The 16,802-nt window shown below is 73.9% G+C and carries 15 protein-coding genes; 4 read left to right on the forward strand and 11 right to left on the reverse strand.

Annotated features, from left to right (window positions below; genetic code table 11):
• Positions 1-313: 313 nt before the first annotated feature.
• Positions 314-901: a TetR/AcrR family transcriptional regulator gene (locus ABZ801_RS22060; protein WP_344947335.1), complete on the reverse strand. Its 588-nt coding sequence runs from the start codon at positions 899-901 to the stop codon at positions 314-316.
• 83 nt (positions 902-984) lie between these two features.
• Between ABZ801_RS22060 and ABZ801_RS22065 the strand changes: the two genes are divergently transcribed.
• Complete coding sequence (locus ABZ801_RS22065) at positions 985-1,725, forward strand: SDR family oxidoreductase (protein ID WP_360700575.1); 741 nt, start codon at positions 985-987, stop codon at positions 1,723-1,725.
• Here the strand turns inward: ABZ801_RS22065 and ABZ801_RS22070 are convergent.
• From ABZ801_RS22070 to ABZ801_RS22115, 10 genes are all read right to left on the reverse strand, one after another.
• Positions 1,713-2,573 (reverse strand): biotin-dependent carboxyltransferase family protein, encoded by an 861-nt coding sequence (locus tag ABZ801_RS22070; RefSeq protein ID WP_344947330.1) that lies wholly within the window; start codon positions 2,571-2,573, stop codon positions 1,713-1,715. The genes ABZ801_RS22065 and ABZ801_RS22070 overlap by 13 nt on opposite strands.
• Positions 2,570-3,187: a 5-oxoprolinase subunit PxpB gene (gene pxpB / locus ABZ801_RS22075; protein WP_344947327.1), complete on the reverse strand. Its 618-nt coding sequence runs from the start codon at positions 3,185-3,187 to the stop codon at positions 2,570-2,572. The genes ABZ801_RS22070 and pxpB overlap by 4 nt, the downstream gene beginning before the upstream one ends.
• Positions 3,184-3,936, reverse strand: coding sequence for a 5-oxoprolinase subunit PxpA (locus ABZ801_RS22080; RefSeq protein ID WP_360700579.1), 753 nt, complete (start codon positions 3,934-3,936; stop codon positions 3,184-3,186). Before ABZ801_RS22080 ends, pxpB begins: the two co-directional genes overlap by 4 nt.
• A 44-nt stretch (positions 3,937-3,980) precedes the next feature.
• Positions 3,981-4,349 carry a hypothetical protein gene (locus tag ABZ801_RS22085; protein ID WP_360700582.1) on the reverse strand — a complete coding sequence of 123 codons (369 nt, stop codon included), beginning with the start codon at positions 4,347-4,349 and terminating at the stop codon, positions 3,981-3,983.
• A complete protein-coding gene (locus ABZ801_RS22090) occupies positions 4,346-5,932 on the reverse strand; it encodes an SseB family protein (protein ID WP_360700585.1) in 1,587 nt (528 codons plus the stop codon). The genes ABZ801_RS22085 and ABZ801_RS22090 overlap by 4 nt, the downstream gene beginning before the upstream one ends.
• 85 nt (positions 5,933-6,017) lie before the next feature.
• Positions 6,018-7,598: an SseB family protein gene (locus ABZ801_RS22095; RefSeq protein ID WP_360700587.1), complete on the reverse strand. Its 1,581-nt coding sequence runs from the start codon at positions 7,596-7,598 to the stop codon at positions 6,018-6,020.
• A gap of 147 nt (positions 7,599-7,745) precedes the next feature.
• The gene (locus ABZ801_RS22100; protein ID WP_344947470.1) at positions 7,746-9,296 is read right to left on the reverse strand and encodes a hypothetical protein; all 1,551 of its coding nucleotides are present in this window, start codon (positions 9,294-9,296) and stop codon (positions 7,746-7,748) included.
• A gap of 238 nt (positions 9,297-9,534) precedes the next feature.
• Positions 9,535-9,807: a hypothetical protein gene (locus ABZ801_RS22105; RefSeq protein WP_360700590.1), complete on the reverse strand. Its 273-nt coding sequence runs from the start codon at positions 9,805-9,807 to the stop codon at positions 9,535-9,537.
• Positions 9,808-9,982: 175 nt separating this feature from the next.
• Positions 9,983-10,693, reverse strand: coding sequence for a cytochrome b/b6 domain-containing protein (locus ABZ801_RS22110; protein WP_360700593.1), 711 nt, complete (start codon positions 10,691-10,693; stop codon positions 9,983-9,985).
• Positions 10,680-11,384: a molybdopterin-dependent oxidoreductase gene (locus ABZ801_RS22115; RefSeq protein ID WP_360700596.1), complete on the reverse strand. Its 705-nt coding sequence runs from the start codon at positions 11,382-11,384 to the stop codon at positions 10,680-10,682. The genes ABZ801_RS22110 and ABZ801_RS22115 overlap by 14 nt, the downstream gene beginning before the upstream one ends.
• 118 nt (positions 11,385-11,502) lie before the next feature.
• On the opposite strand from ABZ801_RS22115, the gene ABZ801_RS22120 reads away from it, so the two are divergent.
• The 3 genes from ABZ801_RS22120 to ABZ801_RS22130 all read left to right on the forward strand — a co-directional run bounded on the left by ABZ801_RS22120 (position 11,503) and on the right by ABZ801_RS22130 (position 16,746).
• The gene (locus tag ABZ801_RS22120; protein ID WP_360700598.1) at positions 11,503-12,078 is read left to right on the forward strand and encodes an HhH-GPD-type base excision DNA repair protein; all 576 of its coding nucleotides are present in this window, start codon (positions 11,503-11,505) and stop codon (positions 12,076-12,078) included.
• Between the two features lie 467 nt (positions 12,079-12,545).
• On the forward strand, positions 12,546-14,804 hold the full coding sequence (locus ABZ801_RS22125) for a SpoIIE family protein phosphatase (protein ID WP_360700601.1): 2,259 nt from the start codon (positions 12,546-12,548) through the stop codon (positions 14,802-14,804).
• 259 nt (positions 14,805-15,063) lie between these two features.
• On the forward strand, positions 15,064-16,746 hold the full coding sequence (locus ABZ801_RS22130) for an RNA polymerase sigma factor (RefSeq protein ID WP_360700604.1): 1,683 nt from the start codon (positions 15,064-15,066) through the stop codon (positions 16,744-16,746).
• Positions 16,747-16,802 lie beyond the last annotated feature (56 nt).

Below are 16,802 nucleotides of genomic sequence, written 5' to 3' on the forward strand. Positions count from 1 at the left end.
TACGGCCAGGGCATGGGTATTCCGCGCCTCGGCCGGCAACGCGCACGTCCGGAGGTAAGCGGCCGCCCGCCTCCGACCAGACGACCGCCAGAACGGCCACCCGGGGCGCGCCATCCGCCTCCCGGGCCGCGCCATCCACAATCAGGGCCGTGCCACCTGCCGCCCGGAGCCGCCGTTTGCCGCCCGGCGGTGCGCCGCCCGCCGCCTGGGGCCGCGTCATCCGCCACCAGGGCCGTGCCGCCGGGCGGCGGGGCGTCTGCCGCTGGGGGGCGTGGTCTTTCGCGGTGGTGGGTGCGGCGGATGCCTGTGAGGGTTAGGAGGGCCAGTTGCTGAGGGCCAGGTCGGCGACCCGGTCGAGGTCTTCGCGCGTGGCGCCGCCCGCGGCCTGGACGGCCAGGCCGTAGGAGGTGGTCCACAGGTAGCGGGCCAGGTCGGCGGGGTCGGCGTCGGGTGGGAGGTCGCCTTCGGCCCGGGCGCGTTCCATGCGCTCGCGCAGAGCCGTCTGGGCGGTGCGGCGGTGCGCGAGGATCTCCTGGCGGATGGGGGCGGCGTCGTCTCCGGTGGCGATGGCGGCCTGGACGATCAGGCAGCCGCGGGGGCGGCCCTCGGCCGTGGTGGCCCGGATGGCGCCGCGGAGCAGTTCCTCGGCGACGGCGCGGGCCGTGGGGGCCAGGAGGGCCCGCCGGAGGTAGCCGCCGGGGCCGTCCAGGTAGCGGTCCAGAACCTTGCGGAACAGCGCCTCCTTGTTGCCGTAGGCGGCGTAGAGGCTGGGCCGGTTGATGCCCATCGCGGCGGTCAGGTCGGACAGGGCGGTGCCCTCGTAGCCCTGCCGCCAGAACACCTCCAGCGCGCGGTCCAGGGCCTCGTCGACGTCGAAGGCGCGCGGTCGGCCCGCTCCCATGTGCCCCTCCCCATTTTTTTCGTACCGCTCGGTATAGTACTCTCCCTAAATAAGTACCGATCGGTATGAAAATGGAGGACGGCATGCTGGACGGCAAGGTGGCGCTGGTGACGGGCGGATCGCGGGGCATCGGCGCGGCGACCGCGCGGGCGCTGGCCGACGCGGGCGCCGACGTGGCGATCGGCTACGCGGCGGCGGAGGACAAGGCGCTGGCGGTCGTGGACGACATCAAGGGCCGGGGCCGCCGCGCCGCCGCGCACCGCGCAGACCAGGGCGACCCCGCGCAGGTCGAACGGCTGGTCAGGACGGTCGCCGAGGAGTTCGGACGGCTGGACATCCTGGTCAACAACGCGGGTGTCATCACGCGGGCGCGTGCGGACGATGCGGACGCCGACCTCGCGGCGCTGGAACGCATGTACGCGGTGAACGTGGGCGGCGTGGTGACGGCGATCCGGGCCGCGGCCCAGGTGATCGAGGACGACGGGCGGATCATCACGATCGGCTCCAACCTGTCCGCCCGGACCGCCAACCCCGGCGTCGCCGACTACGCGGCGACCAAGGCGGCGATCATCGGCTACAGCCGGGGCGCGGCCCGCGACCTGGCGCCGCGCGGCGTCACGGTGAACGTCATCCAGTCCGGCTCGGTGGCGACCGACATGAACCCGCCGGACGGCCCGAGCTCCGACGCCCAGCGCGCGATGAACGCGATGGGCCGGTACGGGCGCCCGGAGGAGATCGCCGCGGGAGTGGTGTTCCTGGCCAGCCCCGGCGCCTCGTTCATCACCGGTGCCCTGCTGCCGATCGACGGCGGCTACCTGGCCTGACCCGGCCGGAAACGCAGGCGTTGGCCCGGACGGAGCTGGGCGGCGAGCGGGACGTCGTCCGACACCAGGACCGCCACGACCGGGTAGCCCCCGGTCGTCGGGTGGTCGGTGAGGAAGATGATGGGCAGCCCGCTGGGCGGTACCTGGATCGCCCCGGTGACCATGCCCTCGCTGCCCAGCTCGCCGTGCCGGGCACGGGTCAGGGGGGCGCCGTCCAGGCGGACGCCCACGCGGTTGCTGTCCGGGGTGACCTCGTACGGCGTGGACGTGAGCGTGGTGAGCGCGTCGTCGGTGAACCAGTCGTCGCGGGGGCCGGGCAGGATCCGCAGTTCGGGCACGTCGGGCAACGCCGGGCCGGGCGCGATGTCCACATGGATGTCGGCGTGGCCGCCGACGGGGCCCACCGGCAGGCGGGCGCCCGCCGACAAAGGCGCTGGCCCCAGCCCGGACAGCAGGTCGGTGGAACGGCTCCCCAGCACCTCGTCGACGGCCACACCGCCCCGTACCGCGACGTAGCTGCGCAGCCCGGTGAGCGGCGTGCCGAACTCGACGGTGGCGTCCGCCGGTACGTGGCAGGGGGCGTTCATTCCATGGGGGCGGCCGTCGATCCGCAACGGCAGGGGCGCGCCCGTCACGGCGATCCAGGCGCGGGCGTGGAAGCGCAACGCGGCGCCGCCGAGGGTGAGTTCCACTCCGGCCGCGCCCTCCGGGTTGCCGACGAGTCGGTTGGCCAGCCGCAGCGCGCGCTCGTCGGCCGCCCCGGACCGGGGGACGCCCAGGTGCGCGTGCCCAGGCCTGCCCAGGTCCTGCACCGTCGCCAGCGGACCGGGCCGCACGACCTCGATCACGGCGTCTCCTTCGGCACGAACCGCACACGGGTTCCCGGCTGCAGCAGGGACGGCGGGTCGCGCCGCACGTCCCACAGGGGCAGGTCGCTGCGGCCGAGCAGCCGCCAGCCCCCGGGCGACTGCGACGGGTACACCGCGCTGTACGGCCCGGCGATGGCCACCGAGCCCGCCGGCACGGCCGTGCGGGGCGACTCGCGGCGCGGGACGTGCAACGCCGGGTCCAGACCGGTCAGGTACCCGAAGCCGGGGGAGAAGCCGAGGTAGGCGACGGTGTAGGACACGGCGGCGTGCCGCTGGACGACCTCGGCCCGCGACAGCCCGGTCAGTTCGGCGACCTCGTCCAGGTCCGCCCCGTCGTACACCACCGGGATCTCCACCGGCGGCGTGTCGCCGGACGCCGAGGCGGGCAGCGGCAGCCCGGGCAGCCGGGCGGCCAGGCGGCCGAGGTCGCAGCGCGCCGGGTCGGCGACCACCAGCACCGTGCGCTCGCCCGGTACCACGTCGACCACGCCCGGCAGCGCGGCGGCGCGGACGGCCGCGTTCAGCCGGTGCGCGGTCGCCAGGTCGTCCGTCTCGACCAGCAGCGCCGTGTCGCCCGCCCTGCGGACCCTCATGCGAACGGCTCCGCCCGCACCCCGGCCTCGGTCAGCGCGGCCCGCACGGACCGCGCCAGCTCCACCGCGCCGGGAGTGTCGCCGTGGACGCAGATGGAACGCGCGTTCAGCGTCACCTCGGTGCCGTCCACGGCCACGACGGTGCCGTCGACCGCCATCCGCACGGCCCGCTGCACCACGGCGTCGCGGTCGTGGATGACCGCCCCCGCCTCGCGGCGCGACACCAGGGCCCCCTTCGGGGTGTAGGCGCGGTCGGCGAAGCACTCGGCCACCACGGTCAGGCCGTCGGCGGCCTCGTACACCGACGACCCCGGCAGCGTCAGGACGGGCAGCGACGCGTCGTAGGCGCGCACCGCGTCCGTGACCGCGCGCGCTTGGACCGGGTCGCGGGCGATGCGGTTGTAGAGCGCGCCGTGCGGCTTGACGTAGGAGACGCGGCCGCCTTCGGCACGGGCGATGCCGTCCAGCGCCGCGATCTGGTAGAGCACCTCGGCGGTCAGCTCCGCCGGGGCCACGTCCATCTCGCGGCGCCCGAACCCCGCCAGGTCGCGGTACGACACCTGCGCGCCGATCCGCACCCCGCGCTCCACCGCGGCCGCGCACACCCGGCGCATGATCAGCGGATCACCCGCGTGGAACCCGCACGCCACGTTCGCGCTGGTGATCACGTCGAGCAGCGCGACGTCGTCGCCCAGCGTCCAGATGCCGAACCCCTCGCCGAGGTCGGCGTTGATGTCGATGACCGCCATGCCCCCAGATCTATCACCGTCGCGGCCCGCCGGGCTGCCGCGGCCTACACGGTCTCCTCGCGCACGTCCTGCACCTCACCGCGCGGCGCCCACGCCTGGTACACGCCCCGGTCGAACGGCTCCAGACCGAGCCGCTCCGCGACCGGCGCCTTGCCCCCCGTGTACTCCACGCGCAGCCACTCCCCGTGTTCGCCGAGCACCACGAACGGCTCGCCGCGCCAACTGCACCGCGTCCGGACGTAGGACAGGTGGTCGACCTCGGCGGCCGGCACCACCCGCACGTACCGGTCCGGGGCGGCCTGCGTGAACCCGTCCGCGGGACGCGACAGGTACAGCCGGACGCCGTCGCCGTCCGGGCTCGCCTCGTAGTCGGTGCCGCGCCAGCCCGCGTAGTACCCGTGCCGGATGGTCATTCCCGTCCTCTCGCCCGCTCCCGTGGGTACCGCCCAGGGGCCGCGTCGTCGTCGCGCCGCGTCCAACGGCGTTGGTCGGCGTCGTAGGCGGCCACCAGCGTCTCCCCTCCGGAACGGCCGAGACGCCATATCTCGGCGCCGTGCGGAAGGCGCAGGCTGTCGACCTTGAACTCGGGGATGGCCGGGCCGTCCCCGGACGCGTACCCGGAACCGTGGAACGGCGCCTTCTCGATGACCCAGCCCCCCGGGATGATGCTCATGCTCCACTCGTCGATGCCGCCCAGCGGCCTGCGGTAGAGGGCGGGGCGGACGGCCTGCCAGCGGATGACGTGAATCTCCTCGTCCCCGGCGGAGAACGGCGACCCGTCCCACGCCAGCCCGAGCCCGTGCACGAGCCGCGACGGGGTGTTCAGCTCACGCACGTCCTGCAGCCGGTGCACGTACCCGGCGACCAGGTCGTAGCCGCCCTCCACGTAGTGCGCGACATGGTCGGGACGCACGACCTTCTGCATCACGGTCGTGTCGGTGGCCTTCTCGTGCTTCGGAGTCCGCGCGGCCTCGCCGCCGTTGGCCGCGGACTGCACGGCGGCCTTGCGGGCAGTGGGGGCGTCACCTTGCCCGGCACCTTGCCCGGCGCCTTGTTCGGCGCCTTGCCCGGCGCCTTGTTCGGCATCCCCTGGACGCTGGGGGAGCAGCGCCGGAGCGTCCAGGTAGGCGGCGCTGGGGAGGCCGGGGTTGACCGCCAGCTGCCAGTCCGGATGCGGCCAGTGCCGGGCCAGCTCCGCCAGGGAGCTCGTCCGATGGTGGACGGCCTGGCCGCGCAGCGACGTGTCCATGGCCTCGGGAGAGGTGAACGCCAGCACGAACGTCCCCTCCCCGAACCGCGCGGTCGCGTAGTGCCGTCCGTCGCCGCCCCCGGGGGCCTCGGACCTGCCAGGGTCCGGAAGATACAGGGTGGCCCCGGAAAGCAGACGCAGGTACGCGTCCTGGTCGCCGCGCTCGCGGGCGTCGGCGAGCGCCTTGTCCACATCGGCGGACGCCCCGCCGCCGGCGGGCGAGGGCTCGACGGCGACGGGCGCCGCCGCCTCGCCGCCCTCGACGGGCGCCGGAGGGATGCCCAGCTCCGGCAACGTCAGGACGCCGCCGTCCGGCCCGCTGCGCGCGGCCTGGTACACCAGCCCGCGGGGGCCGGACAGGCCGTGGACCTCCCGGAAGGCGCCGACCATCATCCCGGCCAGGATCGCGCAGTCCTCGGCGAACCGCTTGTCGTCGCGCGACGACCCGTCGCTCTCGTCGAAGCGGTGCCACCAGTTGCGCCGCTCCTCGCCGTCGGCGCCGTCCCCGTCGCCACGGCCGTGCTCGTCGGGACGCTGCCAGCCGAGCGCGGCGAGACGGCGCTCCTGCCCGGGCGACAGCGGCCGCGGCAGGAAGGCACTGCTGACCGCCTCGGCCTGCAGGCTCTCCTCCGTCCGCATCGCCTGCGTGTACGGCAGGCCGCCCGGCGCCTCCACGATCAGGAACGCCCGGACCGGCAGTCGCAGCAGCTCGATGGTCAGCCGTTTGGCGAAGTCGTTCCAGTCCAATCGGGCCCCACTCCCGCGTCCGTGGTGATGTGCCGTACTCGACGGTAGCCTTCCGGCCGCCCGCGCGCGGGCGCGGCGCGGAAGATCATTCGGTATGGGGAGCGGGGAGCGCGCCGGTGCCGTCGGCGCCGGTGCCGTGGCCGGATCGCACGGGGGTCCAGACGCCGCCGATCGCGTCGTACACCGCCACCGGGCTCTCCTCGCCCTCGCCGGCCCAATGCCACAGCCGTGCGCCGTGCTGCGGCCGCAGCACGATCGGGCCGGGACCGGGAGGCGGCGGGGCGGACGGCTCGGCGGCGTCTGCGGGGGTGACGTCGGGAGCGGGTGCCGGTGCGGGGGTGGGGGCGGGGGCGGGGGCCGCCGGGGGCGCCACGGGGCCCTGAGACGGCGCGGGAGCGGACGGCGCGTCCGGCGGCGGGCCCTCGAGCGCCGACGCGGGCACAGGCGCCGACGGCGGCGCCTGCGGCGTCTCGGCGGGCGGCTCGGGCATCACGGGACGCGGGGCGTTGTGCCGTCCCAGGGCGCGCTGCTGGGCGTCCAGGCGGGCGACGGCGGCCGCGTCCAAGTGCACCTCGCTGGGCAGCCCGGGATTGACGGCAAGCTGCCAGGACGGGTCGGGCCACTCGGTGGCGAGCTGGGCGAAGGAGGTCTGGCGGTACAGGCTGGACGGCGGATCGCCGGGACGCCCGATCGACCGGGCCAGCGACTGCGGCGAGGTGAACACCGTGATGTAGGTGCGCGTGCCGATCGTCGTCGTGGGGAACCCGGCGGCGCGCGGGTGGGCCGCCTGCCCCGTCGACACGGGCAGCACCAGGTCGGCCGACAGGAGCAGCTCGAAGTAGGTGGTGTGGTCGCCGCGCTGCTTGGCGTCGGCGAGCCGGGACTCCAGCTCGTCGGGGCCGGCGGTCGGCCACGGCGGCGTCCGTCCCGCGGCGGCGCCCGGCTCGGGGCCGGGGACCGGGGCGCCCAGCGGCAGCGAGCCGATCCGCTGCGCCAGATCGACCCCGCCCCCGGCGGCCGCCGACGGCCCCGCGGCGCCCGACAGCGGCGGCGTCGGCCCCTCCGGGCCGGTCAGCCCTTTCGGCTCGGTCGGCGGCACGGCGACGTCCCGGTCCACCAGCGGGTCCAGCGGCTCGCGCGGCGCCGGCGCGCGCCCCTGCCCGAACCCGCCCGCCGGGCCGCCCTGCGCGAGCGCCTCCGCCGAGCTGCGGCGGCGGGTCAGCTGGCCGGGATTGGCCGCGTCGATGCCGAAGTCCGGCAGCTCGATCTGACCCGTGCCGAGCCGGTGGAACGACTCGTACACCAGGTCGGAGGGCCGCCGCACGCCCTGCACGTCGCGCAGCGCGGTGACCATCATGTCCGACAGGCGGGCGTGGTCGTCGAGGGCGGCGAACGCGGGCAGTTCCGTCCACCAGTTGCGGGGGGCGGGGTCCTCGGGGGGACGCCACCCGGCCTCGCTGAGCACCTCCTCGTCGGCGAGGGTCAGCAGCAGCGGGCCGTCCAGGAAGTTGTTGCTGACCGCCTCGGCGTACAGCCGGTCCGGCTCGCGCATCGCCTGGACGTAGTGGCGGCTCTCGTCGCGCTCACGCACGATGAGGATGGTGTCCCGTTCGAGCACCGCCAGTTCGCGTCCCAGACGCCGGGCGAACTCGGACCACTCCAACAAGATCACTCCCTATGGCCGGGGCACGCGACCCCCGGGCCCGCCGACCCTCACCGGCCGACCCGGCCGATCCTCCCGCGGGACCGCCGGCCGAGACGATGCCGAGATCCCGATGATTGTCGTCCCGGACGCCTCTGGCAAACCGGGAGTTCACTCCGGTGGTGCTTCGTGACGCAGCACACGCAGCGCGCGGCGCAGCCCCTGCGGGTCGTCGTGGTAGACGTCCAGCAGGTCGATCAGCTTGTGCAGGATCGCGTGCCGCTCGTAGCCCACGTCCAGCAGCGCCTGCGCCGTCTCCCACAGCTGCGGCGGGTCGCCGTCCCACAGCCGCGCCACCAGCCGCTCGTGCGCCGCCACGTGCTCCGGCGCCGCCCCCGGATGCTCGAACTCGATCATGACGCGCCGGTCGTGCGGGTCGGCCGGGTCCAGGGAGGCCAGGTCGATCACGCGGTCCGGCAGCCGGTGCGTGCCCGACAGGAACGGCAGCGCGAACGCGCGCCGGGGCAGCGCCTCCATGTCCCCGTCCGGCAGCAGCCGGTCGACCAGCTCGCGGCCCAGCCCGAACGCCGACGGGTCGCGGTAGGCCGCGGCGAACTTGGCGGTGGCGTCCCAGACCGCGTCCAGGGTGGCGCGGATGCCCTCCTCGGGAAGCCCGGTGCGGCGGCCCGCCCACCGCACCCACGCCGCCAGCACGTGCGGCACCGCCTCCTGCTCGGTGGGCGACAGCAGCACCTTGCGCGGCAGCCAGTCCAGCAGGAACCGCTCGCACTTGGTCGGGCTGACCCGCAGCGGACGGCCGAAGTCGTGGGTGCAGCCGTAGTCGATGATGCGGTCGACGCAGCGGAGGGCGGCCGACCGGTCGGACAGCTCCTCGGCCTCGTCGGACGCCAGGAACTCCACGCCGATCTTGGCGCGCAGGTCGCTGCCGTAGACCGGCGGCTGCGGCACCCGCCCGCCCGGCGGCAGCGCGCGCACGCGGGCCCGCACGAACGCGTGGTAGGCGCCGAAGTTCTCGCCGACCGGCGGGTCGTCGGTCTCGCCGGTCAGCCGCAGCGCCGCGTCCAGCATCGCCCGTGTCTGCCGCGGGTCCAGCTCCTCGAAGCGCACCAGCGGATTGTCGCGGCCCTCCCGGCGGCAGTGCTCCAGCAGCCGGTCGACCTGGGACGACACCCACGCGTCGCGGACCATCCCGGCCGCCACCACACGACCGCCGTCACCGGCGGCCCGGCCGCCGGGCGCGCCGCCGGAGGGCGGGGACGCGGGCCGCAGCGTGCCCGGCCTGGTGCGGTCGACCAGCACCACCAGGGCGTGCCGCTCCGCGCCGCCATAGGTGTAGAGGCACACCACCGAATCCTGGTCGCCGTACACGTCGCGGGACACGTAGCACGCCTCGGGCGCCACCATGCCCACCCGGTCGGCCCAGCCGGGACGCGGCACGCCGCGGTCCATCAGCTCCAGGGCCCCCCGCTCCGCCTTGATCGCCTGCCGGGTCGTCCCCAGGTAGGCCATGCCGGTCAGCAGCGCCAGCGCCGCCGGGGTGCCCGCGCGGACGGCGTGGTCGACCAGCCCCTCGCCGATGACCTCCTCGACGTCACCGCCCTCGACGCGGTGCCCCCACCAGGAGCCGAGGATCTCGCTGACGATCAGCTCGGCGTCCAGCGGGCTGCGCACCGCCAGCAGTTCGCGGGCGTGCCGGAGCATGCCGTCGTAGATCGCGGAGACCTCGTCCGAGGGCTGCGGGCCGTTGCGCGCTGGATCCCCGGAGGAACGGCGGCGGCTCTGGGGACTCACGCCCCCTAGCTTCTCAGATTCGGGGCCGCGCATCGCCCAGGACATAGGGGTCCGCCGAAAAGGGACGTGCCGGAATTCGGGCGCCCGTGCGCCCCGGCCATCCGAACCCCTGCCGGGCCCCCGGACGCCGCCGTTCGGACGGGACGGTTCAGCCGTCCACGAGTCCTGAGGGCCGGGTGCCGGACGGCGTGTCGCCGCGTCCGGACGGCGGCCGGGACTTGACCATCCCGACCAGGTGCTCGCGGGCCATCCGTTCGACGAGCTCGGGCGTGGCGTCGAGCCCGAGATGGGTGACGCACGCCTGGACGTCGGCCACGCAGCGCGCCACGGTGGCCGGACTGAACCCGGCGAACTCGGCCGCCAGCCGCCGCGCCAGCAGCTCACGGGTCCGGCTCCGGTGGTCGGCAAGTGCAGGAGGCATCAATGCTCACCCTCCGCGCCCGGGGTCCGGCGGTACGGGGCGACCGCCGGGCGAGACGAAGCCTAACCGGGGACGGCGTCCGGCGAGAGGCCACCGCCCCGACCTCGCCTCGATGTCCCATTCCAACGTCTCCGCCGGGAGAGTCAAGGCCCAGCCGATTCCGGAAACAGAAGCTTTACTCACGTATCACCGACGTGTCTTTTTCATTTTCGGCAGGCGCGGGCGGCGTGGGGCGCGCGCCGTCGAGAACGTCCAGCCAGGCGGGGTGATGGCGCGCCGCCCACGCCCGGTCGACGTGCCCGGTGAGCATGCCGGTGAGGGCTCCCCGGTCGCGCAGCGCGTACCAGAGATGCCCCGCGGTCACCAAGGCGACGGCCAGGAACAGCCAGTCGTGGACGAAAGTTGCGCCGGTCCGCCAGTGGACGGGCCAGGGCCCGGGGAAGGCCAGCATCGCGCCGCTGCCCAGCATCACCAGGATCGCCCCCGCGGTGAACGCGGCGTTCAGCTTCTGCCCGGCGTTGAACTTGCCCACCGGCACCACCCCGCGGTCCAGGCCGCCGACGCGGCGCACCGCCCGCCGGTCGGCGCGGCGCAGCCACTCCCGGTCGTGCGGGCCGAATCGGTCCAGCCGCCGCAGGTCCGCGCGGAACGCCCGCGACACCAGGCCGAGCAGGACCGGAACGGGCAGCGCGAACCCGCACCACACGTGCAGCGGCCTGATCAGGTCGCGGCGGCCCACGGCGGCCGACAGCCCCGGCACGTACAGCAGCAGGGCCGTTACCAGGCAGACCAGCATCAGCAGCGCGGTCGCGTGGTGCACCCACCGCTCCGCCCGCGTGAACCGGGGCAGCCGGTCATCGCTGTGCCCGGGATCAGGTCGGCGCATCGTCACGTCCGTTCGACCGGCCCACCCACGCGTCCACGTCGTAGCCGCGGCGCTCCCAGTAACCCGGGACCACCCGGTCGGTGACCTCGATACCGCCCAGCCACTTCAGCGACTTGTACCCGTACATCGGCGCCACGAGGAGGCGCGTGGGCCCGCCGTGGTCGTGCGTGACGGGCGCCCCCTGCATCTGGGTGGCGACCAGCACGTCCCGGCGCCGCGCCTGCTCCAGTGTGAGCGACTCGGTGTAGGCGCCGTCGAACGACTCGAACCGCACGGCCTTGGCCTGGGGGGACACGCCGACCGCGTCCAGCAGATCGGGCAGTGCCACACCCGCCCACGCCACGTCCCGTACGCGCCAACCCGTCACGCACTGGAAGTCGCGGGTGAGCCGGGTCTGCGGAAGCGCCGCGAGATCGGCCATCCCGAACGAGCGGGGCCGCGTCACCAGCCCGCCGACCGTGATCCGGTGGCCGTCCGCGTCGGGCCTGGGCACCTCGTCGACCACCGAGTAGTAGCGGAAGCCGCCTGCGGCGGGCAGCACGTCCTGGATGGGGGCGCCGATCGGGGACAGCGTGCGGCTCACACGGTCCTGTACGGACGCGCCCACCGCGATCCCGGCCGCGCCCAACCCGAGCATGCCGAGCACGATGCGCCGTCCCACCGGCGCGCCCGATGGTTCCGTATCGTCCACGTCCACGCCTTTCGCTCGGACCCTCTGCCCCGGTATTCGAGCACCCCCGCGCACGGTCCGCCATGGCGCGCGGGCCGTCGTAAGGAATTCGTCAGACACCAGGTCCTAAGCTGGCCGCATGGCCACCAAGGTTCACCTCAGCCAGCAGCCGGAGGCCGACGAGCTGCTGGGACGCAGCCCGCTGGCCCTGCTGACGGGCATGCTGCTCGACCAGCAGATCCCCATGGAATGGGCGTTCTCCGGGCCCTACACCATCGCGCGCCGGATGGGCGCCGACGACCTGGACGCGCACGAGATCGCCGCCTGCGACCCGGAGCGCTTCGCCGCGCTGCTGTCGGAGAAGCCCGCCGTGCACCGGTACCCGGGCTCGATGGCCAAGCGCGTCCAGCAGCTGTGCCAGTACCTGGTGGAGCACTACGACGGCGACGCCGAGGCGATCTGGCGGGACGTGGACACGGGCAAGGAGCTGTTCAAGCGGCTCAACGCCCTGCCCGGCTACGGCAAGCAGAAGGCGCAGATCTTCGTGGCGCTGCTGGGCAAGCGCTTCGGCGTGCGGCCGGAGGGCTGGCGCGAGGCGGCCGGGGCGTACGGCGAGGAGGGCTCGTACCGGTCCGTCGCCGACATCACCGGCCCCGAGTCGCTGGTCAAGGTCCGCGAGTTCAAGCAGCAGATGAAGGCGGCGGCCAAGAAGTAGCCGGCCGCCGCCGGGCCGTCCGGGTCGGTGGGGTTCGGGGGTGTTCGGGCGCAGGCGACGCGCCCGGCGCCGGTAATCTTTGCCCTCTTTTTGCATGACCTGACGGGCGGGATACGGACGAACCGTCAAGATGAGTGCGGCGCGACCGGAACTCGCCGAGGGTGGGGACTTCGCCGCCCCGCGGGCCCTGGACGTCGTACCATCGGCTACTCACCGTCCGTGCGGCCGATCCGGGTGCGTCCCGCAAGTCGCCACGCCCGGGCGGCGCACATTTCCGAGGTTGCGGTGGCGGGTGTATGACAGGGATGTCCCTCGGGACTTCCGTCCACCCCTCGCCATCGGGATGATGAATACCTGACTCCGACCGGTGTTGTGATGGAGGCGGGAGCGCTAGCCTGCTCCCATTCACGCATAGTGATGACGAATTGCCGCGCGGTACGGGACCCTCTGGGGCGGAGGTGTTGTCCATGAGCACCGATACGTCCGTTCCGCATCCCCGGCTCTCGGGGCCGGAGGGCCAGCCCATGGACGCGTCCGACTCCGCCCTGTACGCCACGTTGATGCGGGAGGCGCCCGCCGGTTTCGCGTTCTTCGACACCGACCTGCGCTGCCGCCGCGCCAGCGACGCCCTGGCCGGGATGCTCGGCGTCCCGGTGTCCCGGCTGCACCACAAGACCCCGGCCGAGGTGCTGCCCGACGAGCTGGCCGCGGCGTTCGAACGCGCGCTGCGCCGCGTGCTGGCCGACGACCGGCCGCTGTCGGAGCAGGACCTGACCGTCCGGCTGTCCCGGCAGGAGGACGACCCGCACGAGCCGCACGACCCGCCGCCCGCGGCCGGCACCGACGAGGCGACGGCCCCGGAGGCCGGCCGGGACGCGGACGCCTCGTCCGTGCCGGCGCCCGCGATGCCCCCGGCCAGCGCCATCCCGCCGGCCGTCACGGTGCCCGGGCCCGGCGCCGACGAGCGCATCCTGGCCTGCTCCTGGCTGCCCTCCCACGGCGCCGACGGCAAGCAGCTCGGGGTCGTGCTGACCGCCCTGGACGTCACCGAGCGGCGCCGCGCCGAAGAGGTCATCCGCCGCAAGGAGCAGCGCTACCGCTCCCTGGTGGAGGCCAGCTCCCAGGTCGTGTGGGTGGCCGCCCCCGAGGGCGGCGTGATCGACGACGCGCCCGAATGGCGGGCGATCACCGGCCAGACCCCCGAGGACTACGCCCTGGGCGGCTGGCTGGCCGTCGTGCACCCCGAGGACCGCGCCCGCATCGAGGCGCACTGGCGCGAGTGCGTCGACGACAACCGGGTCTTCGAGACCGCCTACCGCATTCGCACCAAGACCGGCACCTACCGGCACTTCGACGTGCGCGCCGTGCCGATCTGGCGGGGCGACCGGGTGATCGAGTGGGTGGGCGCCAACACCGACGTCACCGGCCAGCGCGAGGCCGAGGAGATGCGCGGCCGCCTCACCGAGCAGCTGTCGGCCGCCGCGCTGCGCACCGCCCGGCTGCAGCAGGCCACCTCGATGCTGGCCGAGGCGCTCACCGTCAGCCAGGTCGTCCAGGTGATCACCGAGGTGGGCCGGTCGGCGATCGGCGCCGACTACTCCGCCGTGGCGCTGCTGGACGACGACAAGCTGCGGCTGTCGGTGGTGTCCCCGCCCGGCGACGGCCGCGGCGGCGAGGGCCGCGCGGTCCGCGAGGAGATCAAGGTCTCCGACCAGACGGTCATGTCGGTGGCGGTGCGCGAGAGCCGCCCGTTCCTGGCCGAGCACCCCGACAGCCTGCGGCTGCAGCTCGGCCGCGATGAGGCGGGCCTGTTCCTGCAGCACACCGAGGAACGCGCCTGGGTGGGCCTGCCGCTGCTGGCGGCCGGGGCGCCGATCGGCGCGCTGCGGTTCTCCTTCACCCGGCCGCGCGAGATCACCGAGGAGGAGCGGGTCTTCCTGGAGGCCCTGGCCGGCCAGTGCGCGCTGGCCGTGGAGCGGGCGCTGCTGTTCGAACGCGAGCACCGCACCGCCGAGGAGCTGCAGCGCAGCCTGCTGCCCAGCGACCTGCCGCGGCTGCCCGGCATGCAGCTGGCCGCCCGCTACGACCCCGCGACCCGGCACGTGCAGGTGGGCGGCGACTGGTACGACGTGTTCCGGCTGCCCGACGACCGGCTCGCCGTGGCCGTCGGCGACGTCATGGGCAAGGGCGTGCTCGCCGCGGCCGGAATGGGCCGCGTCCGCAACGCGCTGCGGGCGCTGGCCCTCAACGACCCCCGGCCCGCCGCCGTGCTGGCCGGGCTGGACCGGCTCTTCAGCGCCACCGAGGACGAGGAGCAGTTCACCACCGTCGCCTACGCGGTCATCGACCCCGAGACCGGCCGCGGCGCGTTCAGCAACGCGGGCCACCCCCCGCTCCTGCTGATCTCCGGTGACGGCGCCGCCGCGCTCAGCTCCCGCGAGCCCGGGACCCCGCTGGGCTGGCCGTCGCAGCGACAGCAGGCGAGTTTTTCCATCGAGACCGGCAACACTGTGGTCTTCTATTCCGATGGACTTGTGGAGAACCGTAGGCGTGGGGTGGACGCCGGGCTGGACGAACTGGTCGCGGCCGCGTCGGACGCCCCACCTGAAGTGGTAGGAGATCCCGAGAGACTCGTCGACTTCCTGGTCGATCGGATGCTTGCCGGGTATGAGCAAGTGGACGATGTGACCGTACTCGCCCTGCACGTCCCGCCCAAGACCGGGTAGAAACGCCCTCTGGAGCCGCGTGGAGCGGGCTCGGTCCGTACGAAGGACCGCTCGACGCCCTCTAAGGTGGTGTGTTACCGGGCAGACATCAGAGAAGCGGAATGCGCAGCCGTGCCAGAATGCTTGACCCTTGTAAGAGCGGGTACGCTGCGGTCCCGCACAGGGTGGCCCCGCCCGGTGTGTGGTCCCACCCCGTGTGAGGCCGAGCCCGTCAGGGCACTTGGGTCAACCAACCCACACGTTCGTTCGAGAGGTATTTGTGTCGCCTGCTAGCTCGACCTCGAAAGCGTCGGAACTGCACGAGCACGTGATCGCGCAGCTGATCGAGCGTGGACGGTCCCAGGGTTACCTCGAAGCCGACGACGTACGCCGTACGTTCGAAGAGGCCGACATCCCCGTGTCGATGGCCTCCAGGATTCTGCGGAGCCTCAGCGAGAAGGGTGTGACCGTCATGGTCAGCGCTGCCGACTCTGCGGCGCCGAAGCGTTCGCGCAAGCGGGCGACCACGCCGCGCAGAGCCAAGACCGCCGCTGCCGCCAAGGAGCAGCCCGACACGGTGACCGCCGTCGTGACCGAACGGTCCGGCGAATCCGCGAGCGCGGGGGAGGCGGCCGCCCGGCCCGCCCCGGCCCGCAAGCCCGGCAAGGCCGCGGCCAAGCCGGCCGCCAAGAAGCAGGCCAGGAAGAGCGGCGAGGGCGCCGCCAAGAAGGCCGCCCCCGCGGGCAAGGGCGCGACCAAGAAGGCCGGCCCCGCCACCGCCAAGGTGGGCGAGGGCCGTCCGGGCGACGAGCCCGACCTCGAGGACGACGTCGATGTGACCGACCTGGAGGACACCGACCTCAGCGATCTCGAGGCCGACCTGGCCGACGACGGCGCGGTCGTCGACGACCAGGCCGACGTCGAGGACGAGGAGGAGGCCCCGGCCAAGCCGACCGGCAAGGAGGGCCCCGCCGGCGAGAACGAGGAGGAGGCGTTCGTTCTCGGCGACGACGACGAGGACGCCCCCGCCCAGCAGATCGCTGCCGCCGGCGCCACCGCCGACCCGGTCAAGGACTACCTCAAGCAGATCGGCAAGGTCCCCCTGCTGAACGCCGAGCAGGAGGTCGAGCTGGCCAAGCGCATCGAGGCGGGCCTGTTCGCCGAGGAGCGGCTGGCCAAGGACGGCCACCTGATGTCCGACGAGGACCGGCTCGACTACGAGTGGATCGCCGAGGACGGCCGCCGCGCCAAGAACCACCTGCTGGAGGCCAACCTGCGGCTGGTGGTCTCGCTGGCCAAGCGCTACACCGGCCGCGGCATGCTGTTCCTGGACCTGATCCAGGAGGGCAACCTCGGCCTGATCCGCGCGGTGGAGAAGTTCGACTACACCAAGGGTTACAAGTTCTCCACCTACGCCACCTGGTGGATCCGGCAGGCGATCACCCGCGCCATGGCCGACCAGGCCCGCACCATCCGCATCCCGGTGCACATGGTCGAAGTGATCAACAAGCTTGCCCGGGTGCAGCGGCAGATGCTCCAGGACCTGGGCCGCGAGCCCACCCCGGAGGAGCTGGCCAAGGAGCTCGACATGACCCCCGAGAAGGTCGTCGAGGTCCAGAAGTACGGCCGCGAGCCGATCTCCCTGCACACCCCGCTGGGCGAGGACGGCGACAGCGAGTTCGGCGACCTGATCGAGGACTCCGAGGCGATCGTCCCGGCCGACGCGGTCAGCTTCACGCTGCTGCAGGAGCAGCTGCACTCGGTGCTCGACACGCTGAGCGAGCGCGAGGCGGGCGTGGTGTCCATGCGTTTCGGCCTGACCGACGGCCAGCCCAAGACCCTGGACGAGATCGGCAAGGTCTACGGGGTGACCCGCGAGCGCATCCGGCAGATCGAGTCCAAGACCATGTCCAAGCTGCGCCACCCGTCCCGGTCCCAGGTCCTGCGCGACTACCTGGACTGAGCCTCTTCACGCGCGCCCGCCCCCTTCCCCGCGAAGGCGGCGGGCGGCCGCGTCCC

Source organism: Actinomadura sp. NPDC047616 (assembly GCF_040642915.1).
Classification (GTDB): domain Bacteria; phylum Actinomycetota; class Actinomycetes; order Streptosporangiales; family Streptosporangiaceae; genus Spirillospora; species Spirillospora miaoliensis.

Bases quoted from the DNA above. Each gene is read 5' to 3' on its own strand.
- ABZ801_RS22080 (WP_360700579.1), bottom strand. From the start codon at position 3,936: ATGGCGGTCATCGACATCAACGCCGACCTCGGCGAGGGGTTCGGCATC.
- ABZ801_RS22100 (WP_344947470.1), bottom strand. From the start codon at position 9,296: ATGCTCCGGCACGCCCGCGAACTGCTGGCGGTGCGCAGCCCGCTGGAC.
- ABZ801_RS22085 (WP_360700582.1), bottom strand. From the start codon at position 4,349: ATGACCATCCGGCACGGGTACTACGCGGGCTGGCGCGGCACCGACTAC.
- ABZ801_RS22060 (WP_344947335.1), bottom strand. From the start codon at position 901: ATGGGAGCGGGCCGACCGCGCGCCTTCGACGTCGACGAGGCCCTGGAC.
- ABZ801_RS22125 (WP_360700601.1), top strand. From the start codon at position 12,546: ATGAGCACCGATACGTCCGTTCCGCATCCCCGGCTCTCGGGGCCGGAG.
- pxpB (WP_344947327.1), bottom strand. From the start codon at position 3,187: ATGAGGGTCCGCAGGGCGGGCGACACGGCGCTGCTGGTCGAGACGGAC.
- ABZ801_RS22105 (WP_360700590.1), bottom strand. From the start codon at position 9,807: ATGCCTCCTGCACTTGCCGACCACCGGAGCCGGACCCGTGAGCTGCTG.
- ABZ801_RS22110 (WP_360700593.1), bottom strand. From the start codon at position 10,693: ATGCGCCGACCTGATCCCGGGCACAGCGATGACCGGCTGCCCCGGTTC.
- ABZ801_RS22065 (WP_360700575.1), top strand. From the start codon at position 985: ATGCTGGACGGCAAGGTGGCGCTGGTGACGGGCGGATCGCGGGGCATC.
- ABZ801_RS22120 (WP_360700598.1), top strand. From the start codon at position 11,503: ATGGCCACCAAGGTTCACCTCAGCCAGCAGCCGGAGGCCGACGAGCTG.